Consider the following 20,896-nt stretch of genomic DNA (forward strand, 5'->3'; position numbering starts at 1 on the left):
TGGTTGAAGATGGGGGGGGGGGGTTTGTTCAGGGGTGTGGGGTGCCGGTTGAGATGTTTTTGACTGATCCACCGCTTTCGCGAGCAAGCCCGCTCCCACACAAGCCCGGCTCCCACATTTGGTCCGCAGCTGTGCCTAGTGATCCAGCGCGCTCAAGATCGCATGGGCCACTTTCACCCGCTCCCCGTTCGGGTAGTTCTTGTTCGCCAGGATCACCACGCCCATATCCTTGCTCGGCACATACGCCACGTAGGCGCCGAAGCCGTTGGTGGAACCGGTTTTGTTCACCAGTGTGTCAGCGTGCGGGGCCTGCGGTGGGGTCAGCCAATTGACCGCGTGCGGCTCCCGGGCCATCGGGGTCGAGTTGCCGGCGAGCAGTGCATCTAGCTTGATGGGGTAGGGGTACAGCTCCCAACCCAGCCCCTGGGTCATGCCGTCCACGGTGTAGTAACCGGTGTGCGTGGTGGCAATCGCTTGCTGCAACGGTTTTTCCAGGCCCTCGGGGTGCATGTTCGCTTCCACGTACTTGAGCAAGTCTGCGGCGCTGGTCTTCACGCCGTAGGCTTCGCTGTCCATTGCGCCCGGGCCGACCCGCACGGGTTTGCCATCGTTGCCATACCCTTGGGCGTACAGCTTCATCTGGCTTTGCGGCACCCGGATGAAGGTGTGTTTCAGGCCGAGTTTGGGGATCAGGGTGTTTTCCATCAACTGATCGAACGGCTGCTTGAGGCTCTGCGCGGCCAGGTAGCCGAACAGGCCCAGGCTGGGGTTGGAATACAAGCGATGGGTGCCGGGGGCGAAATCGGGTTTCCAGTGCTGGAAGTAGCTGATCATGCGCTGATTGTTGTCGGCCTCTGCCGGAAACTGCAGGGGCAGGCCGCCGGCGGTATAGGTACCGAGCTGGAGCACGCTGATGCGGTCGAAGGTGTCGCCCTTCAAGGCGGGCAGGTACCGGCTGGCCGGGGCCGACAGGTCAAGCGTGCCGCTGGCCACCGCGTACCCGGCGAGGGTCGCGGTAAAGGTCTTGCTCACCGAGCCAATCTCGAACAGGGTGTTCTCGCTGACAGCTTGCCTGGCATCCTTGGAGGCGACGCCGTAATTAAAGTATTGAGTCTTGCCGTTCTGTACGACGCCGACCACAAGGCCCGGGATGGACTGCTGCTGCATCAGCGGTTTGACGCTGGCGTCGACCACGGCGCGCAGGTCGTTGGCGGCCAGGCACTGGCCTGCACCGATAAGGAGTGCAAGTGCCGTGAAATGACGCACTCCAGAGAGTAAATAGTGAGGCATGATAGCGCTTCCATGAGAGTGATCGATTGAATGGATAGCCTGCGCGGGCGTGGCAAATGTAGGCAGTTCGCCCGTTTCGGACAAACGATCAAATCTCGCCCCAGCCATTAGAAATTTTATGGGCTAAACATGCTGCGTTCCCATCTGCCCCTCAACGCCCTGCGTGCCTTCGAGGCTTCCGCCAGACATTTGAGCTTCACCCGCGCGGCCATCGAGCTGTGCGTGACCCAGGCGGCAGTCAGTCATCAGGTCAAAAGCCTGGAGGCGCAACTCAACGTTACGTTGTTCAAGCGCCTGCCACGGGGCCTGATGCTGACCCGCGAGGGCGAAACCCTGCTGCCGGTGTTGCGCGAGTCGTTCGACCGCATCGCCTTGACCCTGGGCCAGTTCGAAGGCGGGCATTACCGCGAAGTGCTCAGCGTCGGCGCCGTCGGTACCTTTGCCGTGGGCTGGCTGCTGCCGCGCCTGGCGGAATTCCAGAGCCGTCACCCGTTCATCGACCTGCGTCTGTCCACCCACAACAACCGCGTCGACGTGGCCGCCGAGGGTCTGGATTATGCGATCCGCTTCGGGGCCGGCGCCTGGCACGGCACCGACGCCAGCCAACTGCTGGAGGCGCCGCTCACGGTGCTGTGCGTACCGCCACTTGCCGAGCAATTGCAGGTGCCCGCCGACCTGCTGAAACACACCTTGCTGCGCTCCTACCGCGCCGATGAGTGGAACCTGTGGTTCCAGGCCGCCGGTTTGCCCGCCGATACCCTGGTGCCGCGCAGCATTGTGTTTGACTCGTCATTGGCGATGATGGAGGCGGCGCTGCAAGGCATCGGCGTGGCGTTGGCGCCGGCGATGATGTTTTCACGCCAGTTGGAAAGCGACGGCATTCGTCAGCCGTTCGACATCGGCATCACCACCGGCAGCTACTGGCTGACCCGTTTGCAGTCGCGGGCCGAGACGCCCGCGATGCTGGCGTTCAAGGCGTGGTTGCTGCAAACGGCTGCGGGCTAGGCCAGGTATTTGCGAAACCAGCCCAGGGTCCTGTCCCACGCCAGGTTCGCCGCCGCCTCGTCATAACGCGGCGTCGAATCATTGTGGAAGCCATGGTTGGCGCCCTTGTAGATATACGCCTCGTAGTGGGTGCCGGCGGCTTTCAAGGCGGTTTCGTAGGCTGGCCAGCCTTCGTTGATCCGCGTGTCCAGCTCGCCGTAATGCAGCATGATCGGTGCCTTGATGCGCGGCACGTCCTTGGCCTCCGGCTGGCGCCCGTAGAAGGACACGGCCGCGCCCAGTTCCGGGTAGGCCACCGCCGCCGCATTGGTCACGCCGCCGCCGTAGCAGAATCCGGTGATGCCGACCTTGCCGGTGCTGCTGTCGTGGTGCATCAGCCATTCGATGGCGGCGAAGAAATCATTCATCAACTTGGTGGGGTCGACCGTTTGTTGCAGCGCCACGCCTTTTTCATCGTTGCCGGGGTAACCGCCCACCGAGGTCAGGCCGTCCGGGGCAAGGGCAATGAAACCGGCCTTGGCCAGGCGCCGGGCGACGTCTTCGATGTAGGGGTTCAAGCCGCGGTTTTCATGCACCACCACCACGGCGGGCAGTTTGCCGCTGGCCTTGGCTGGGCGCACCAGGTAGCCGCGTACGCTGCCGTTGCCCTTGGGCGAGGGGTAGGTGATGTAGTCGGCGACGATGTCCGGATCGGTGAACTTCACTTGCTCGGCCAGCGCATAGTCGGGGCTCAGGGCGGTGAGCAGGGCGGACGCGGTCAGCCCGGCGAAGGTGAACTGCGCGGCGCGGTCGAGAAATTCGCGGCGGTTGATCTTGCCATGGGCGTAGCCGTCATAGAGTTCCAGCAGTTCGGGAGCAAAGTCTTTCGCGGTGAGACGAGTCATCGGTGCATTCCTCGATTGGCGGTGGCGGTCAATGTAGCCCTTCGCGGCCATCGACGACTACCCTGTGTGACAGGGCAGGCGGCGGACGGGGAATAAAATCCATGGATGAGCTGTTAGCTGAGCACGTGTGTCCTTTTCTCTTGCGGAGCGTTCCATGAAGCGTCGAATCAGCCCGGCCGTCGTACTGGCTCTCGTCTTTGGTTTTTTCTCCAGCGCCCAGGCGGTGGAGTACAAGGATGTCAATCGCACCGCCAGCCAGATCAGTTTCACCTACAAGCAATTGGGCCAGCGGGTGTATGGCACGTTCAGTGATTTCGAAGGCACGCTGACCTTCGACACGCAAAAGCCCGAGGCCGGGCATGCGCTGCTCAAGATCCAATTGGCGAGCATCGATGCCGGCAGCCCCGACGCCAATGACGAGTTGCAGCGTGCCTCGTGGTTCGACACCGCGACCTACCCGGTGGGCGTCTACGAGTCCACCGGCGTCAAGGCGCTGGGCGACAACCGCTTCACGATCAGCGGCAACCTGACCATCAAAGGCACCACGCGCCCGGTGAATGTGGACGTGGTACTCAAGGAGCAAAGCGGTATCGGCGTGTTCGACGGCGAGTTCGTGCTCAAGCGCGGCGACTTCAAGATCGGCGAGGGGGAGTGGGCGGGCAACAGCGTGGTGTCCAACGATATCAACATCAAGTTCAAGATGGTTGCGCCGCAACGCTAGCGTGCGAACTTTTTGGCCCCGGCCACGCAGCCGATGACCGCAACGGTCACCAGCACCATGCCCAGGCTGACCGCCTCATGCAGCAGTCCCGCCGCCAGCGCCAGGCCGAAGAACGGTTGCAGCAACTGCAATTGGCCGACGGCGGCGATGCCACCCTGAGCCAGCCCGCGGTACCAGAACACAAAGCCGATCAGCATGCTGAACAGCGACACATAACCCAGGCTCAACCAGGCCGGCCAGCCGATGCCGGTGAAGCTCGGCGGTGCGAGAATCAGGCTCAACGGCGCCACCACGGGCAGCGACACCACCAGCGCCCAGCAGATCACCTGCCAGCCACCCAGGCTGCGTGACAACGTGGCGCCTTCGGCATAACCCAGCCCGCAGGCCAGCACCGCCAGCAGCATCAACACATCACCGACGGGGGCGGCGCTCACGCCCTGGGCCACCGCGTAACCCATCACCAGCGCGCTGCCCAGGATCGAAAACAACCAGAACACCGGGCGCGGTCGCTCGCCGCCGCGCAGCACGCCAAACACCGCCGTGGCCAATGGCAGCAGGCCGATGAACACAATGGAGTGCGCCGAAGTCACGTATTGCAGGGCCAGCGCCGTGAGCAGCGGAAAGCCGATCACCACGCCCAGGGCGACGATCACCAAGGGCCCCCACTGATGGCGCGCGGGGCGTTTTTCCCGGAACAGCCACAGCAGCCCCACGCCGAGTACGGCGGCGATGGTGGCGCGAATCAGGGTGAGGAACACCGGATCGAATTGCATCACCGCCAGGCGCGTGGCAGGCAATGAGCCGCTGAAGATCACCACGCCGATAAAGCCGTTGATCCAGCCTTGGGCGTTGTGGTTCGGGGTGTCGAGGGAAGCTGTGCGTTCCATGGGAAGCATCCGAAAAAGAAGGGTTGCGTAGCCGGCATTCTAGGACTGAAGATTAAGACAATCAAAAAATTGTCATGGATACATCCCCATGCCCCGCGCCCGCTACAAATCCCTGGTCGACCGCTTTGCCGAGGACATCCGCTCGGGAAAAATGCCGCCCGGCACGCGCCTGCCGACCCATCGCCAATTGGCCGCCGACCATGGCCTGGCCCTGGCCACCGCCAGCCGCGTCTACACCGAGCTTGAAAGCATGGGGCTGGTCAGTGGCGAAACCGGGCGCGGCACCTTCGTACGCGAAATCTCCCTGCCACCGGGGCAGGGCAGTGGGCAGATGAGCGTGGCGGCAGGGATGCTCGACCTGAATTTCAATTACCCGTCGCTGCCCGGCCAGGCCGACCTGCTGCGTACCGCCTTGCGCCAGTTGGCGCTGTCCGGCGACCTGGAGGCGCTGCTGCGCTACCAGCCCCACGCCGGTCGCCTGCATGAGCGCGCAGCGATGGTGCGGCACTTGTTCAGCCGGGGGCTGACTGTGGCGACCGAGCAAGTCTTGCTGGTCAGTGGCGCGCAGCACGGGTTGGCGGTGACGATGATGGCGCTGCTCAAGCCAGGCGATGTGATCGCGGTCGACGCACTGACCTATTCCGGGTTCAAGGTGCTGGCCGAAACCCTGCATCTGGAGATCGTCGCGATCCCGGTCACTGCCAGCGGTCCCGATCTGGATCATCTGCAACAACTGTGTCGCCGACGTACGGTGCGTGCGGTGTACAGCATGCCGACGCTGCACAATCCGTTGGGTTGGGTGCTGGACAAGGCACAGCGCGAGCGACTGGTGACTATCGCCCGCCAGCACAACCTGATGATCATCGAAGATGCGGCCTACGCGTTTCTGGCCGATGACGCGCCGCCGCCACTGGCGAGCCTGGCGCCGGAGCGCACGGTGTATGTGGGCGGGTTGTCGAAGAGTGTCGCGACCGGTTTACGGGTGGGCTTTGTTTCGGCGCCGGCGGCCTGGGTGAAGGTGCTGGAACGCACGATCATGGCCACCACCTGGAACGTGCCCGGGGTGATGAGTGCGATTGCGGTGGCCTGGATCGAGGACGGCACCGTGGCGCGACTGGAAGCGCAGAAGCGCAAGGACGCCCGGGCGCGTCAAGCGCTGGCCACGCAGGTGCTGGCGGGGTTGCCGTATACCCGCCATCCGTCCTCGTATTTTTTGTGGTTGCCCCTGCCGGAAGAGGCAAGGGCCGATCAGATCGCCATGGCCTTGCAGCGCGACAACGTGTCCGTCTCCACTGCCGAGCCCTTCGCAGTGTCAGCCCAGGTGCCCCACGCACTGCGCCTGGCACTGGGCTCGGTGGACATGCCGACCCTGCGCGAGGCGTTGCTCAAGGTAAGGCGGGTGGTGGAGCCGTATTAGGCGCTGTCTCAGTATTTGTAAGCCTGGCGACCGATCAGCAGCCATTTGCCTTTCTGTTTCTGCCAGACCTGGAAGTTGTCGATATCGGTCGGCACTTCTACGCCACTGTTCACGGCCAGCGCGTGGAAGTGGTTGCGCACCAGGGCGGTGTCGCCGTCCATTGTGATGGTCTGGTTCTGCATCTCAAGGGTCTTGAAGGCGCTGGTATGGGTTTCCAGGTCGGCGATGAATTGCGCCTTGTTCTGCACCTTGCCGCTGGAGTGCCCGTAGGTGAGTTTGTCCGAGGTCAGCGCGTGCAGTTGCTTGAGGTCCAGATGGAGCATGGCCTGGGTCAGTTGGTCGACGGCCTGGGCCACATCTTTCTCGGCGTTGGCCGGCGCTGCCGCGACGTAGCCGGTGAACAGGCACAGAAAACCGATCAGCAGTTTGGCTTTTTGCATGGGTGTTTCCTTATTGTTGTTGGGGGTGGCGACGACTGTTTTAGTCGTCGTACAACCATGCAGTATTTCGGGTAAGGAAGGAAAGTGAAATTTTGAAATATCTTGAAAAGATTCGTTTTTGCTGGGCTCTTAGAAATAATTGTTCTTGTACGACGTCTCAACACATCAAGAGTCTTCTGACAATCGCGACACTGACTTTCTAGGCGGATGGCTCATGGCTATGCTATCGCCGCATTGTCCCCATCGATCAGGAGCCCAGCCCATGACACCCGACGAAAAATACCAGGCCGCCCAACAGCGCCTCGGCTATCAACTGGACGAATTCAAGGTGGGCGGCAACTACACGCCGTTGGTGCGCGACGGCAACCACCTGTATATCAGCGGCCAGATTCCCCGGGTGGGCGACACCATCGTGTTGCCGGGCAAGGTCGGTGACAGCCTGACACTGGCCCAGGCACAGACCGCCGCCGGCGTCAGTGCACTGCGTTGCCTGGGTTTGCTCAAGCAGGCGTTGGGCTCGCTGGACCGGGTCAAGGCGATCCCGCGCATTGCTGTGTACGTGCGCAGCGCCGAAGACTTCGACCAGCAAAGCGAAGTGGCCAACGGCGCCTCGGACCTGCTCCACGAAATCCTGGGCAGCGCGGGCGTGCATACCCGCACCTCGGTGGGCGTGATGCAACTGCCGAAATCGGCGGCGGTGGAGGTGGAGATGATCGCGGTGGCGCACAGCGCCTGATATGAACCCCCGTTGGCAGAGCTTTTCCAGCCACTGCCAATCCCCTGTGGGAGCGGGCTTGCCCGCGAAAGCGGTGCATCAGTCGGCATCTGCTTGACTGAAAGACCGCTCCCGCAAGTTCGACCGGGTTCAGTCTTCTCCCAACGGTGGCGTACGCGGCGGAATCCGGCGTTTGCTGCCGGTGGCTTCAAACGCCGAGGCAAACCGCAGCAGCGCCGAATCGTCATACGCGCGACCGGCAAAAGTCAGGCCAACGGGCATGCCGATGTCCGCCATCACGCCCATTGGCACGGTGACGGTGGGCACGCCCAGGTGGCGGATGGCGAGGTTGCCGTTGGCCACCCAGATCCCGTTGCTCCAGGCGATATCGGCGGACGCTTCGTTCACGTCGGCGTCCGCCGGCCCCACATCGGCCACGGTGGGGAACAGCACGGCGTCCAGCCCGAGACTGTCCATCCAGTCTTCCAGGTCGAGCTTGCGGGTTTGTTCGAGGCCGCGCAGGCCGTCGGGTACGGTGCTGATCTGGTCCCACGGGGTGATGCCGCGTTCCGCCATGCGCACATACTCGTCCATGCCGGCGGCCAGGTCGTCTTCACGGTTGGGCAGGGTGCCGGGGTCGTGGGGGAAGATCTTCGGCCCGTCCACATCCGCCAGGCGGTTCAGGTTCGGGTCGTTGTTGGCACGCAGGAAATCGTCAAAGGCCCAGGCCGACAGTTCCCACAGTTCGTCGTGCAGAAATTCCTTCGACACCAGGCCACGGGTGAATACCGTCGGGGCCCCGGGGCGGTCGCCTTCGCAGTTGGACACCAGCGGAAAATCCACTTCGATCACGTCGGCGCCGGCCGCTTCCAGCGCCTGGCGGGCGTCTTTCCACAGGTCGACGACGCTGGCACGGGTGTTGATCTTCTGTCCGGTCGGCCCGCCGATGCCGGGTTTTTCGCTGGTGCCGGCGTCGGGGTCGGCGTTGATGTACATGCGGGGTACGCCGAAGCGTTTTCCGGCAAGGGATTCGGATGTTGCTGCCAACTCGATGTAGGACGCCGGGCGCACCGATGTCACGCTGGGGATCGGCACCCAGGGTTGCAGGCGCCACAAGTCACCCCGGGTGTCCGGGTCTTCGGCGACTACCACGTCGAGCACTTCCAGCAGGTCGGCCATGGTGCGCGCGTACGGCACCACCACGTCCATGGTCGGGGTCAGCGGCCAGTTGCCGCGCACTGAAATCACCCCACGGGATGGCGTGTAGGCGCACAGGCCATTGTTGGACGCCGGGCCGCGTCCGCTGGACCAGGTCTCTTCGGCTACGCCGAACGCCGCAAAGCTTGCCGCCGTGGCGGTGCCGGCGCCGTTGGAGGAGCCGGAGGCGAAGGGCGCGGTGAGGTAGTTGGCGTTGTACGGGCTTTCGGCGCGGCCATACACGCCGCGCTGCATGCCGCCGTTGGCCATCGGCGGCATATTGGTCTTGCCCAGGCAGATGGCGCCGCCGCCGCGCAGGCGTTCGATGGTGAACGCATCTCGCTGGGCGACCAGGCGGGCAAACGCCGGGCTGCCGGAGGCGGCGGTCAGGCCCTTGACGAGGTAACTGTCTTTGGCGGTGTAAGGAATGCCATCCAGGGGGCCCAGGGTTTCGCCCTTGGCCCGGCGCGCATCGGACGCCTCGGCTTCTTTCAGGGCGTCGGGGTTGCGCACCACCACAGCGTTCAAGGCAGTCGCGGTCTGCGGCCCGTCGTAGGCATCGATCCGCGCGAGGTAGGCTTTTACCAGTTCAACAGCAGTGGTCTGGCCGGCTTCCAGCGCAGCGCGCAATTGGGCAATGGAGACTTCGGTAACTTGCATCACGTTTTTTTCGCCGCCTTCAAGTGGGAGGTATGGCGGCAGTCTACGGACAGATATTTCACAAAACCAGCGTCGCATGGTCGGCGTAGGCCGCACGCATGACCTGCCAGGTGTACTCGTCGGCGGGGATCAGGTGTTCGATACGCAGCGAGGTCAGGGTGATGTCCTGGGGCATGCCGAAAGTGGTGAAGGTCGACAGAAAGTTCAGCTCGCCCCGGGCGGAACGGATGCGCGTCAGTACCAACGGCGGCAGTTGCGCCGGCAGCTCGGTGCTGGCTGGTACAGGCAACGTCGTCAGTAATGCAGCCAGTTCGGGGTTGCCCAGTGCTTCGCGGGTTGCCCGCTGCCAGGCGAGCGTGCGGATCTCCTCGGCGTTGATCAGGTGGTCGCCCAGGCCGCCCGTTTGCAGCAGCGTGGTGAGCAGGTTCAAGCCATCAACCGCGTCCGCCGGCAGGCCGACCAACCCGAACAGCACGGCAGCGCTGGCATTCGCCGCCAGCACCTCCCAGTGGCCGCCGAGCAAAATCGCCGGGGCAGGGTTGTTGGCATGCAGCACGTGATCAACCGCTTCTCGTACCGCCGACATGGCGGGCGAGGCGAGCGGGGTGGCCGTGTAGCGGGGGGCGTAGCCGCTGGCGAGGAACACCCGGTTGCATTGCTCCAGCGGTGCGTCCAGCGCGCTCAACATCCGATGCAAGGTGCCCGGGCTCGGCTTGGCACGCCCGGTTTCGATGCAACTGAGATGGCGCTGGGAAACACCGGTGATCAGTGCCAGGTCCAATTGGCTGAGCTTGGCGCTGCGACGTAACTGGCGCAGCAGCTCGCCGGCACTAGGGGGCTTGTCCATGAGATGTTCATGACCTCCGAGGTCATTGCGAGGGGCGCTACCTTATCACTAGGGTGGGCTTCGATCACTTCAAGGACGACACCATGCGCAGACCCTCTCTTGCCCTGGCCGCGTTGCTGGGCTTTTCGCTGTACACCCTGGCCACGATGCTGACGGCGCAGCAATCGCTGTTGGCGTTCGGGCTGCAATTGCTGTCGCGGCCCGACACCGCGCAGGTGGTCATCGATCTTTACCTGATGGCAGTGCTGGCCTGCGTGTGGATGCACCGGGATGCCCGCAGGCGCGGGCGTTCGGTGGCATCGTTGGTGCCTTACTTTGTGCTGACGGCGGTATTCGTATCGGTGGGGCCGTTGTTGTATCTGGTGGTGAATGGTGGTCGGGATGAATGAGCTGTCAGCGGTTTATGCAGCGTGCGTGCTGGTGCTGCTCGCCGCCACAAAACCTTGTTTTGAAAAATACTCACTGTGGTGAGCAGGCTTGTCCTGCGCTGGGGCGCGAAGCGGCCCTGAAACCAGGCGCTGCGTTCTGTCTGACAGGGTGCGGCGTTTTTATTGGGGCGGCTTCGCCACCCGGCGCGGGACAAGCCCGCTCACTACAGGAAGGCACTGGTTCCGGTGCGGTCCACCAGGCGAATGCTGTCGCGCCCGCCGCGCTTGGACTCGTACAGCGAGGTGTCGCCTTGTTCGATCAGGGCGCAGAGGTTGGCGGGCGGTTGGTCGAACAGGTTGGCGCCGATGCTCAAGGTCACCGGGGCCGGGGTGGTGAAGGTCTGCGAGGCCAGTTGCTGGAACTGGTCGCGCAGACTGCTGCCCAACTCGACGACCTGTTCGGTACAGGCGGGGGTCAACAGGATCACGAATTCATCGCCCCCCAGGCGCGCCGCCAGCGCTCCTTGGGGGACGACCGCGCGGATCATCTCGCTGAGGGCGATCAGCAGACGGTCGCCGGCGCTGTGGCCGTAGTGGTCGTTGACCAACTTGAAGTTGTCGATATCGATCAGCAGCAGGGCGCCCGGGTTGGTTGGCGATACCTGGCCCAGCAGGCGCGGCGCCTGCAGGTCGAGGGCGCGTCGGTTGAACAGCGCGGTCAGTGGGTCGCGGGCGGCCAGGCGGGCAATCTGCTGTTCGCGGCGGTAGCGCTCGGAACCGGTCATCGACAGCGCGATCAGCATGATCGCCATCGCGCCTTCCACCAGGGACACCTGAATGATTTCGCCCTTGAACGCCGCCAGGTCGATCAACGTGCCAGGGATCAACACCGACAGCGCCTTGGCCACATAAAACGCACCGTGGACCAGCAGCACATACCGCAGTTGCACCGCGCCGATGCTCAGGGACTTGCCATGGGGCTGCAGCAGGAAACTGGCGCGCAGGGTCGGCAGCGCCACCAGCAAGGATTGCACCGCCATCATGGCCTTGGACCATGAAGGATCGGCGGGCAACATCAGCATGCCGAGCCAGATCACCAGCATCAGCAGCCATAACAGCGACAGGCGCACCTGGGTAAAACGCGCCACGCCGAGCAGGAACAGAAAGTGAGCGGTCACCAGCAAGCCGTTGGCGAACCAGATGCCGATCATCAGGAAACCATTGAGGCGCAACAGCGCCAGGGTGGAGCCGATGCTGATAATCGCGAACCCCGTCGCCCAGTACAGCAGCGAGCGTTCACGAACGCTGCGCCATTCAACTGCCAGGTACAGGGCGGCAGCGGCGGCCAGGGCGACCGTAAGGGCCAGAATCGTAGGAGGGTCGAGCGTCATGTCTTGCCGGGTCTGCCTGGTGTGCGTTCAAAAACGCGATTGTAAGCGCACACGCAGGTTTTTCAGAACACTCATCGTGATAGCACACGGCCATCCGATGATCGGCGGGTCAGACGCCCTTGGTCGACGGCAGCAATATCGTCAGGATACCCGCCAGCGGCAGGAACGAGCACAGCTTATAGACGTACTCGATGCCATGGCCGTCGGCGAGCAGGCCGAGCAGCGCGGCGCCGATTCCGCTGAAGCCGAACATCAGGCCGAAGAAGATCCCGGCGATCATGCCCACGTTGCCCGGCACCAGTTCCTGGGCGTACACCACGATGGCCGAGAAGGCCGAGGCGATGACGAACCCGATCACGACGCTCAACACGGCCGTCCAGAACAGGTCGACATAGGGCAGGGCGAGGGTGAACGGCGCAGCGCCGAGGATGGAGAACCAGATGACCTTCTTGCGCCCGATCTTGTCGCCGATCGGGCCGCCCGCAAAGGTGCCGACGGCCACTGCGCCGAGGAACAGGAACAGATACATCTGGGAATTGGCGACCGACAGCTGGAATTTTTCGATCAGGTAGAAGGTGAAGTAGCTGGTCAGGCTGGTCATGTAGAAGTATTTGGAGAACACCAGCAGCGCCAGCACCACCAGGGCAAAGGTCACGCGGCCTTTCGACAGGCCGTGGGTCGCCTTGCCGCCTTGCTTGAGCTTGAACAGATTGAGGTGGTTGCGGTACCAGCGGCTCAGACCGTACAGCACCAGGATCGCGAACACGGCGAACAATCCGAACCAGGCGATATGGCTCTGGCCGTAGGGAATGATGATTGCCGCCGCCAGCAACGGGCCGAAGGCGCTGCCGGTGTTGCCGCCCACCTGGAAGGTCGACTGCGCCAGGCCGTAGCGGCCGCCGGAGGCCAGGCGCGCCACGCGCGAGGTTTCCGGGTGGAAGGTCGACGAGCCGACGCCCACCAGCGCCGCCGCCAGCAAAATCGCCGGGAACGTGCCGACGAACGCGAGCATCAAGATGCCGATCAAGGTGCACACCATGCCCGCCGGCAAGAGCCACGGTTTAGGGTGACGGTCGGTGTGGTAGCCGATCCACGGTTGCAGCAGCGAGGCGGTCAGCTGGAATGTCAGGGTGATCAGGCCGACCTGGGTGAAGCTCAACCCGTAGTTGGCCTTGAGCATCGGGTAGATCGACGGCAGCACGGCCTGGATCAGGTCGTTGATCAGGTGGGCCAGGGCACAGGCGCCGAGGACGCGCAGGACCAATGGGCTTATCTGGGGCGTGCTGGTTGCAGCGGCGGGTGACGCGGTGAGGGTCGACATGCAGGCATTCCATACAAGGCAGCGAACTGGGGCGGCACGTACTTGAGCGCGCCGCTTGTTTCATGTTTCGGTGTTTATGCTAGATTCGGCGAAAATGCCTGTCTCGCGAAATTCGGGCGACAACTAGCGTAAAAAGGGCGAAATGTACTCATCACTGGATAAATTTCTTCGAGACATCGACGAGGGCGATTGGGCCGTCATCAGTTCGGCCACCGATTATCCCGAAAACTGGGTGATCCCCGAGCACCGCCACGAAAAACACCAACTGTTATACGCCATTGAAGGCGTGATGGTGGTGCATTCGGCGCTGAACCAGTGGACGGTACCGCCCAACCGGGGGTTCTGGATGCCCTGCGGCCAGCTGCATTCCCTGCGTTGCGTGGGCGCGTTGAAGATGCGCAGCGTGTTCGTGCGACCTGACAGTTTTCCCAACCTGCCCGCCGAAACCAAGGCGGTCAGCATTTCGCCCCTGCTTAGCGAACTGATCAAGGCGTCCGTGAGCCTGAAACCGCCCTATGCCGAAGACTCGCGGGACGCGCGCATCATGCACCTGATCCTCGACGAACTGGCCATCCTGCCGGCCTTGCCGTTGTCCCTGCCGCAGCCCGCCGACCCGCGCATCCAGCAGATTTGCCTGGCTTGGCAGGACGACCCGGGCGATGCCTCCACCGTGGCTGACTGGAGCGAACGCCTGGCCCTCGACCAGAAAACCATCCAGCGTCTGTTTCGCAAAGACACCGGGTTGACCTTCGGCCAGTGGCGCCAGCAGGCGCGTCTGCTGCTGGCGCTGGAGCGGATTGCGGTGGGGGAGAAGATTATCGACGTGGCGTTCGAGCTGGGCTACGAAAGCCCCAGCGCCTTTACCAGCATGTTCAAGAAACAGTTTGGCAAGACGCCGAGTCATTTTTTCCGCTAGGGCTAGTTGATTCGCGGGTGCTGCTGCACCAGGTTCTGGCGCTTGGCTTCCAGCGCGGCAATTTCGGCATCGATGTCTTCGATCTTCTGCTCGATATTGTCGTGGTGTTCCTGCAACAACTCCTTGGCTTCTTCCATGTCGGAAGCCGAAGGCGCGGCACCGCGCAGCGGGCGGTTGGCGGTTTCTTTCATGGTCAGGCCGGTGACCAGGCCGACCACCGCGAACACCATCAGGTAGTAGGCGGGCATGTACAGGTTCTGGGTGCTTTCCACCAGCCAGGCCGCGACGGTGGGCGTGACACCGGCGATCAGCACCGAGACGTTGAACGCACTGGCCAGCGCGCTGTAGCGCAAATGGGTGGGAAACATCGCGGGCAGGGTCGAGGCCATCACGCCGATAAAGAAGTTCAGCACCACGGCAAGAATCAACAGGCCGCTGAAGATCAGCCCGATCTTGCCGCTGTTGATCAGCATGAAGGCCGGAATTGCCAGCAACAGTAGGGCAATGCTGCCGGTGATGATAAAGGGCTTGCGGCCGATCTTGTCGCTGACAAAACCAATGAACGGCTGCACGAACAGCATGCCGACCATGATCGCAATGATGATCAGCACGCCGTGGTTTTCGCTGTAGTGCAGGTTGTGCGACAGATAACTGGGCATGTAGGTCAGCAGCATGTAATAGGTCACGTTGGTGGCCGCGACAATGCCGATGCAGGTCAACAGGCTGCGCCAGTGCTGGGTGGCGACTTCCTTGAACGAGACTTTGGGACCGTGGCTCAGGCCTTCGCGGTCGCCCTGTTCGAGGGTCTCGATGTGTTGCTGGAATGCCGGGGTTTCCTCGAGGGCGTGGCGCAGGTACAGGCCGATGATGCCCAGGGGCAGGGCGAGGAAGAACGGCAGGCGCCAGCCCCAGGCTTCGAACTGCTCATCGCCCAGCACGCTGGAGATCAACACCACCACGCCGGCACCGAGCACGAAGCCGGCAATCGAGCCGAAATCCAGCCAACTGCCGAGGAACCCGCGCTTGCGGTCTGGCGCGTATTCCGCGACGAAGATCGAGGCGCCGGTGTATTCACCGCCCACCGAGAAACCCTGGGCCATTTTGCACAGCAACAGCAGGATCGGCGCCCAGATGCCAATCGAGGCGTAGGAGGGGATCAGGCCGATGCCGAAGGTGCTCAGGGACATGATCACGATGGTGGCCGCCAGTACTTTCTGGCGCCCGTATTTATCGCCCAGCGCGCCGAAGAACAGGCCGCCGAGGGGGCGGATCAGGAACGGCACCGAGAAAGTGGCCAGGGCCGCGATCATCTGCACGCTGGGCGACGCGTCGGGGAAAAACACCTTGCCGAGCACATAGGCGACGAACCCGTAGACACCAAAGTCGAACCATTCCATGGCGTTACCCAGGGCGGCGGCGGTGATCGCCTTGCGCATCTTGGTATCGTCGACGATGGTGATGTCGTTCAATCCGATGGGATTGACGCTTTTCTTGCGTGATTTCATGGTGACCACTCTAAAACAGTACAGGGGAGGTGCCATCGCAGCGATGGCACCGCTCTGTCAGTTCAGATACAAGCGCGCACGAAAAAATTCACCGCTATTTGCGTTTTTTCACCGAGCAGGATGAAGTTGACCGACCTCTCCTGCGAGTTCCGCCCATGTCCGCTTCTTCCCCTCGTCTGATCTACCGCGCGCCGCAGCCTGGCGACGTGCAGCGTCTGTTCGCCATTTACGGCGACCCGCAGACCCATCTGTTCAACCCCGCCGGCCCCCTGGCCAGCCTGGCCGATGCCCAGCACCTGCTCGACGCATGGCTGGCGCAATGGGCCCGCGATGGCTACGGCTGGTGGGCGATTGCCCGTGTCGAGGCGCCCGACCATCTGATCGGTTTCGGCGGCATCGCACCCATGAATTACCTGGAGCAGCCCCGCATCAACCTCGGTTACCGGCTGGCGGTCGACGCCTGGGGGCAGGGCTATGCAACCGAGTTGGGCCATCACGCCCTGCAACTGGCCTTCGACACCCTGGGTTTGCCGGAGGTGTTCGGGCTAGTGAGGCCCGAACACGCCGCATCGATCCGGGTGCTGGAAAAACTCGGCATGCGGCGTTTTGGCCTGTTGGACGATGTACCGGGCAAGGCGCCGAGCCTGGTGTTGCGCATTTGTCATCCTACAACTGCGTTGAGCTGAGTTTTAACACCGCCGTGTAATACATCGGGATCGGCAATCTTTCAGATTGACAGCGTTCGGGGGGACCGATATAAAAGTGGCAGTTGTACGACGACATATGACGTTACATATGTCCTACCTAACAAAAATAAAAGTGATGCCATGAACTTGAACGAGCCCATCAACGCCCAGCGCGTTGGCCAGGCGGTAGGCAACTACCGCTGGACCATCTGCGCGATGCTGTTCTTCGCCACCACCGTCAACTACCTCGACCGCCAGGTGCTCAGCCTGTTGGCGCCGCAGCTGTCCACGCAATTTGGCTGGAGCAACACCGACTACGCCAACATTGCCGCGGTGTTCCAGTTTGTCTATGCCATCTCCATGCTGTTCGCCGGGCGTTTCGTCGACAAGATCGGCACCAAGGCGGCCTATGTGGTCGCCATCGGCGTGTGGTCCACCGGCGCGATCATGCATGCGTTTTCGGTGCCGATGGGACAGGGCATCGCGGCGATCAGCGGGGCGATCGGCCTGGCGGTGATCCCGGTGTCGATCGCCGGCTTCATGTTGTCACGGGCGGTACTGGCGATTGGCGAGGCGGGCAACTTCCCCATCGCAATCAAAGCGACCGCTGAATACTTCCCGAAAAAAGAACGCTCCCTGGCCACCGGGATTTTCAACTCGGGCGCCAACGTCGGCGCGATCCTGGCGCCGATCTGCGTGCCGTTGATCGCCGGGCTGTGGGGCTGGGAAGCAGCGTTCATGGTGATCGGCATGCTCGGTTTCGTGTGGGTGGCGATATGGGCGGCCATCTACGAGAAGCCGGAGCAGCAAAAGCGCCTGTCGGCTGCCGAGCTGGCGTATATCCGCAGCGACCAGACTGTGCAGGTCATCCCGCCGGTGGCCGCGGGTGCCGTCGAGAAGAAAGTCTCGTGGTTCAAGCTGCTGACCTATCGCCAGACCTGGGCCTTTGCCTTCGGCAAGTTCATGACCGATGGCGTGTGGTGGTTCTTCCTGTTCTGGCTGCCCACGTACCTGTCTGCGCAATACGGCATGAAAGGCGCCGATATCGTCATGCCGCTGGCGGTGCTGTACAGCATGACCATGGTCGGCAGTATCGGCGGCGGCTGGTTCCCGAGCTATTTCATGTCCCGGGGTGACGCGCCCTATGACGGTCGCATGAAAGCCATGCTGGTGATCGCATTGTTCCCGTTGGTGGTGTTGCTGGCACAGCCGCTGGGCTACATCAGCTTCTGGGTGCCGGTGCTGCTGATTGGCATCGGCGCCTCTGCGCACCAGGCGTGGTCGTGCAACATTTTCACTACGGTATCGGACATGTTCCCGCAGAAAACCGTGGCCTCGGTGGTCGGCATCGGCGGCATGGCCGGTGGCATGGGCGGGGTGGTGATGACCAAGATCGGCGGTTGGGTATTCGATTACTACAAGTCGGTCGGCGATATTCACACCGGCTACATGATCATGTTCGCGATCTGTGCGCTGGCTTATCTGGTGGCGTGGAGCGTGATGAAGACACTGGTGCCGCGCCACAAGGAAATCACTGACCTGTAAAGGCCCGCCGCCCTGCGCTGGCAATAGTGCAGGGCGGCAGCACGGCTAGCGGTTGCGCGTCACGCGCCACACCGTATTGGCCAGGTCATCCGCGATGATCAATGCCCCTTTGGGGTCCACCGTCACGCCCACCGGACGGCCCCGGGTCTTGCCGTCTTCACCCCGGAAGCCGGTGGCGAAGTCCACGGGCTCGCCTGCCGGCTTGCCATTGCTGAACGGTACGAAGATCACCTTGTAGCCCACCGGGTTGTCGCGGTTCCAACTGCCGTGTTCGCCCACGAATACCCCGTCGGCGAATTGCTCGCCCATTTGCGGTATCGAAAAATCCACGCCCAATGCGGCTACGTGAGAACCCAGGCTGTAATCCGGCTTGATGGCGGCGGCCACCTTGTCCGGGTTTTGCGGCTGCGCGCGCGGGTCGACATTCTGGCCCCAATAGCTGTAGGGCCAGCCGTAGAAGGCACCTTCACGCACCGAGGTCAGGTAGTCCGGCACCAGGTCGGGGCCGAGTTCGTCGCGTTCGTTGACCACGGTCCAGAGTTGCCCTGAATCCGGTTGGATCGTCAGCGCGGTCGGGTTGCGCAGGCCGGTGGCATAGGGCTTGTGCGCGCCGGTCGCGGCGTCGATCTGCCAGACCATCGCACGGTCGATCTCCACTTCCATGCCGCGCTCGGTGATGTTGCTGTTGGAGCCGATGCCCACGTAGAGCTGGCTGCCGTCGGTACTCACGGCCAGGGATTTGGTCCAGTGATGGTTGATCTGCGCCGGCAGGTCGGTGACCTTGGAGGACGGGCCGCTGGCTTTGGTCTGGCCGTCGGCGTAATCGAAGCTGACCAGCGCGTCCTGGTTGGCCACATAGAGTTTGCCGTTGGCGAACGCCAGGCCGTAGGGCGCGTTGAGGTTGTCGGCGAATACGGTTTTCACTTCATAGGTGCCGTCGCCATCGGCGTCGCGCAGCAAGGTCAGGCGGTTGCCGCCCTTGACCTTGGTGTTGCCCTCGGCCTTGATCACGCTGGCGATCACATCCTTGGGCTTGAGTTTGGCGGCACTGCCGCCTCGTCCTTCGGCGACGAGAATGTCGCCATTGGGCAGCACCAGCGTCTGGCGCGGGATGGCCAGGCCGGTGGCGATGGCGGTGATGGTGTAACCCTCGGGTACCCGGGGCTTCTGATCACCCCAGGGCGCCGGCTGCGCAATCTTCATGCTGGGCAACAGGCTGCTCTGCTGCTCGGGCAGCTTGGGATCGGGGCCGCGGGACTGAGTGTTGTCGCTTCCACCGCCGCAGGCACTGAGCAACAGTGCCGCGCTGAGCAAGGTCAAGGTGTGAGGGGCTTTCATTTGACACCTCCGTTGCGCAGGCCGGTCCAGGTGGCCGCCAGTGTCAGCAGCAAGACAATCGCCGACAGCACCAGGCCGCCAGGCATCGAGGCGTAGGCGTCCTTGGCATGCTGAAAGGCGTTGACCAGGCCAAGCAGCCAGGTGGCCAACAGCAACAGCACATAACGTGCGGGTTGTCTCGACCGACGCCCGCCACGCACTAGATGCACCAGCGCGAACAGAAAGGCCAAGCCACAGAACACCAGCGCACCGGCAATCAGCCAGGAGGCAAAGTTGGCCCATTGAATCTGGTAGGTCTGGGTATAGGCGATGTCGCTGAGCAAGGCCCCGAGAAACAGCGGTACAGTGCCGGCGAGCAAGGTCGCGTGCAGCGGCCCCGGGTTGATTCGGTAGGTGGGAAGGGTAGTCATGGTGGCGGCGGCTCCTTGTTGTACAACGCCCCAGGCCGGGGCAGCGCATAGGAAATGAACGCGCCGCGTGTCAGAAAGTTCAGCGTGATTCGTGTCGAAATATTATGAACACCCTGCGTGAGCCCGGGCCTAACGCCGTATCATTCCGTCATTTTCCAGTTGCCAGGCATTTCCATGACACACCCTCGCATCGGCTTTGCGTGCCAATACAAGCATCCCGACCGTCTGCTGTCGGCCAGTGCCCTCAAGTTGATCGAAGGCCCGTTCAACCCGCGTACCACCACCTTGCGCTGGATGGACGGCGTGGCACCGCAGGTTGCCCGTGACAAGCTGGTGGAAATCGTCACCCACAACCTGGCCGCGCAGTTGCGCCTGCTGGCCTATGTGGCAGAACTGCCGCCGATGTTGCGCATGCTCAGGCTCAGCAGCGACCTGCTGCCGTTCTACAGCCACCCGAACGTGGCGGCGGTCTATCAGGACCCGGCGATCCAGCGCCAGTTGGAGGAGGGCTTTGCCGCCATCGGTGATCTGGCTCGCGCATCGGATATCCGCTTGTCATTTCATCCTGGCCAATATTGCGTGCTCGGTTCCGACAACCCCGGGGTGGTGGAGAACAGCCTGGCCGAGTTCGAATACCACGCCGACATGATCCGCATGATGGGCTATGGTCGACGCTTCCAGGACCTCAAATGCAACGTGCACATCGCCGGACGCCTCGGCGTGGAGGGCACCCGCGCGACATGGGCACGCCTGTCGGACGTGGCGCGCAATTGCATCACTTTCGAGAATGACGAAAAGACTTATGGCCTGGACCACTGCCTGCACGTCGCCGACCTGGCGCCCGTGGTGCTGGACATCCACCACTGCTGGATCCATGAAAACGACTACATCGAGCCCGACTCCGAACGGGTCGCGCGGGTGATCGAGAGCTGGCGTGGTGTGCGCCCGACCATGCACTACTCCCAACCCCAGGAAAGCCTGCAGGAACTGGGTTTCGACGCCGAACACAAACTGGAAATGGACGCGCTGCTGCAGGTGGTATCCAAGCGCGACCTGTATGCCCATAGCGCGCAAATGTGGAACCGCTGGACCAACGACTACGCACTGCAATTCCTCGACCGCTTCGACATCATGCTCGAAGCCAAGGACAAGAACGTCGCCTCGTTGGCGTTTTATGAGCATTTCAAGCGTCGGTCGATCTAGAGGACGAAGGCTTGGCAGCGGCTGGAAAAACACTGTCAACAGGTCCATCGCGCCGAACACTTTTTTACCTACAACAGAGAAATCCTGTGGGAGCTGGCTTGTCGGGTCGCCGCATCGCCGCGAAGACGGCGGCACAGCCGACACAGATGC

Annotated in this window: 20 protein-coding genes; 9 read left to right on the forward strand and 11 right to left on the reverse strand. The window is 62.8% G+C overall.

What is annotated here, in order from left to right; translation table 11 throughout:
- Window positions 1-135: 135 nt before the first annotated feature.
- Window positions 136-1,290, reverse strand: a complete 1,155-nt coding sequence (gene ampC / locus ACW9IB_RS26685; protein WP_457416168.1) for a class C beta-lactamase — start codon at window positions 1,288-1,290, stop codon at window positions 136-138.
- Window positions 1,291-1,419: 129 nt separating this feature from the next.
- Between ampC and ACW9IB_RS26690 the strand changes: the two genes are divergently transcribed.
- Window positions 1,420-2,295 carry a LysR family transcriptional regulator gene (locus ACW9IB_RS26690; protein WP_457364248.1) on the forward strand — a complete coding sequence of 292 codons (876 nt, stop codon included), beginning with the start codon at window positions 1,420-1,422 and terminating at the stop codon, window positions 2,293-2,295.
- Here ACW9IB_RS26690 and yghX read toward each other — a convergent pair.
- A complete protein-coding gene (gene yghX / locus ACW9IB_RS26695; RefSeq protein WP_457364249.1) occupies window positions 2,292-3,179 on the reverse strand; it encodes a YghX family hydrolase in 888 nt (295 codons plus the stop codon). The two genes, ACW9IB_RS26690 and yghX, sit on opposite strands and share 4 nt — an antisense overlap.
- 154 nt (window positions 3,180-3,333) lie before the next feature.
- Between yghX and ACW9IB_RS26700 the strand changes: the two genes are divergently transcribed.
- Window positions 3,334-3,900, forward strand: coding sequence for a YceI family protein (locus ACW9IB_RS26700; RefSeq protein WP_457364250.1), 567 nt, complete (start codon window positions 3,334-3,336; stop codon window positions 3,898-3,900).
- Here the strand turns inward: ACW9IB_RS26700 and ACW9IB_RS26705 are convergent.
- The gene (locus tag ACW9IB_RS26705; RefSeq protein ID WP_457416171.1) at window positions 3,897-4,787 is read right to left on the reverse strand and encodes a DMT family transporter; all 891 of its coding nucleotides are present in this window, start codon (window positions 4,785-4,787) and stop codon (window positions 3,897-3,899) included. The two genes, ACW9IB_RS26700 and ACW9IB_RS26705, sit on opposite strands and share 4 nt — an antisense overlap.
- Before the next feature lie 88 nt (window positions 4,788-4,875).
- On the opposite strand from ACW9IB_RS26705, the gene ACW9IB_RS26710 reads away from it, so the two are divergent.
- Window positions 4,876-6,204, forward strand: a complete 1,329-nt coding sequence (locus ACW9IB_RS26710; protein ID WP_457416174.1) for an aminotransferase-like domain-containing protein — start codon at window positions 4,876-4,878, stop codon at window positions 6,202-6,204.
- Window positions 6,205-6,212: 8 nt separating this feature from the next.
- On the opposite strand, the gene ACW9IB_RS26715 is transcribed toward ACW9IB_RS26710, so the two are convergent.
- Complete coding sequence (locus ACW9IB_RS26715) at window positions 6,213-6,644, reverse strand: nuclear transport factor 2 family protein (RefSeq protein ID WP_457364253.1); 432 nt, start codon at window positions 6,642-6,644, stop codon at window positions 6,213-6,215.
- 262 nt (window positions 6,645-6,906) lie between these two features.
- Here ACW9IB_RS26715 and ACW9IB_RS26720 point away from each other — a divergent pair, with 262 nt between their 5' ends.
- Window positions 6,907-7,380 carry a RidA family protein gene (locus tag ACW9IB_RS26720; RefSeq protein WP_457364254.1) on the forward strand — a complete coding sequence of 158 codons (474 nt, stop codon included), beginning with the start codon at window positions 6,907-6,909 and terminating at the stop codon, window positions 7,378-7,380.
- A gap of 129 nt (window positions 7,381-7,509) precedes the next feature.
- On the opposite strand, the gene ACW9IB_RS26725 is transcribed toward ACW9IB_RS26720, so the two are convergent.
- Both ACW9IB_RS26725 and ACW9IB_RS26730 read right to left on the reverse strand, forming a co-directional pair.
- Complete coding sequence (locus tag ACW9IB_RS26725; RefSeq protein ID WP_457416177.1) at window positions 7,510-9,219, reverse strand: amidase; 1,710 nt, start codon at window positions 9,217-9,219, stop codon at window positions 7,510-7,512.
- 55 nt (window positions 9,220-9,274) lie between these two features.
- Entirely contained in the window at window positions 9,275-10,063 is a 789-nt protein-coding gene (locus ACW9IB_RS26730) for an MmyB family transcriptional regulator (protein ID WP_457416180.1), read from the reverse strand.
- 83 nt (window positions 10,064-10,146) lie between these two features.
- Here ACW9IB_RS26730 and ACW9IB_RS26735 point away from each other — a divergent pair, with 83 nt between their 5' ends.
- Complete coding sequence (locus tag ACW9IB_RS26735; RefSeq protein WP_457416183.1) at window positions 10,147-10,452, forward strand: DUF2834 domain-containing protein; 306 nt, start codon at window positions 10,147-10,149, stop codon at window positions 10,450-10,452.
- Window positions 10,453-10,655: 203 nt separating this feature from the next.
- Here ACW9IB_RS26735 and ACW9IB_RS26740 read toward each other — a convergent pair whose 3' ends face one another.
- Together ACW9IB_RS26740 and ACW9IB_RS26745 are read right to left on the reverse strand one after the other, a co-directional pair.
- The gene (locus ACW9IB_RS26740) at window positions 10,656-11,822 is read right to left on the reverse strand and encodes a GGDEF domain-containing protein (protein WP_457416186.1); all 1,167 of its coding nucleotides are present in this window, start codon (window positions 11,820-11,822) and stop codon (window positions 10,656-10,658) included.
- A gap of 109 nt (window positions 11,823-11,931) precedes the next feature.
- A complete protein-coding gene (locus tag ACW9IB_RS26745; RefSeq protein ID WP_457416189.1) occupies window positions 11,932-13,143 on the reverse strand; it encodes an MFS transporter in 1,212 nt (403 codons plus the stop codon).
- A gap of 142 nt (window positions 13,144-13,285) precedes the next feature.
- On the opposite strand from ACW9IB_RS26745, the gene ACW9IB_RS26750 reads away from it, so the two are divergent.
- Window positions 13,286-14,059 (forward strand): AraC family transcriptional regulator, encoded by a 774-nt coding sequence (locus ACW9IB_RS26750; RefSeq protein WP_457364260.1) that lies wholly within the window; start codon window positions 13,286-13,288, stop codon window positions 14,057-14,059.
- A gap of 2 nt (window positions 14,060-14,061) precedes the next feature.
- Here ACW9IB_RS26750 and proP read toward each other — a convergent pair whose 3' ends face one another.
- Window positions 14,062-15,564 carry a glycine betaine/L-proline transporter ProP gene (gene proP, locus ACW9IB_RS26755; RefSeq protein WP_457364261.1) on the reverse strand — a complete coding sequence of 501 codons (1,503 nt, stop codon included), beginning with the start codon at window positions 15,562-15,564 and terminating at the stop codon, window positions 14,062-14,064.
- A 155-nt stretch (window positions 15,565-15,719) separates the two neighbouring features.
- Between proP and ACW9IB_RS26760 the strand changes: the two genes are divergently transcribed.
- Window positions 15,720-16,250, forward strand: a complete 531-nt coding sequence (locus ACW9IB_RS26760) for a GNAT family N-acetyltransferase (protein ID WP_457416192.1) — start codon at window positions 15,720-15,722, stop codon at window positions 16,248-16,250.
- 141 nt (window positions 16,251-16,391) lie between these two features.
- The gene (locus ACW9IB_RS26765) at window positions 16,392-17,795 is read left to right on the forward strand and encodes an MFS transporter (RefSeq protein WP_457364263.1); all 1,404 of its coding nucleotides are present in this window, start codon (window positions 16,392-16,394) and stop codon (window positions 17,793-17,795) included.
- 45 nt (window positions 17,796-17,840) lie between these two features.
- Here the strand turns inward: ACW9IB_RS26765 and ACW9IB_RS26770 are convergent, their stop codons facing one another.
- Window positions 17,841-19,133 (reverse strand): PQQ-dependent sugar dehydrogenase, encoded by a 1,293-nt coding sequence (locus ACW9IB_RS26770; protein WP_457416196.1) that lies wholly within the window; start codon window positions 19,131-19,133, stop codon window positions 17,841-17,843.
- A complete protein-coding gene (locus ACW9IB_RS26775; RefSeq protein WP_457364265.1) occupies window positions 19,130-19,543 on the reverse strand; it encodes a DUF2231 domain-containing protein in 414 nt (137 codons plus the stop codon). The genes ACW9IB_RS26770 and ACW9IB_RS26775 overlap by 4 nt, the downstream gene beginning before the upstream one ends.
- Before the next feature lie 174 nt (window positions 19,544-19,717).
- On the opposite strand from ACW9IB_RS26775, the gene ACW9IB_RS26780 reads away from it, so the two are divergent.
- Complete coding sequence (locus tag ACW9IB_RS26780; RefSeq protein ID WP_457416199.1) at window positions 19,718-20,746, forward strand: UV damage endonuclease UvsE; 1,029 nt, start codon at window positions 19,718-19,720, stop codon at window positions 20,744-20,746.
- The last annotated feature ends 150 nt before the right edge of the window (window positions 20,747-20,896 follow it).

Source organism: Pseudomonas sp. SDO524_S393 (genome assembly GCF_054071875.1).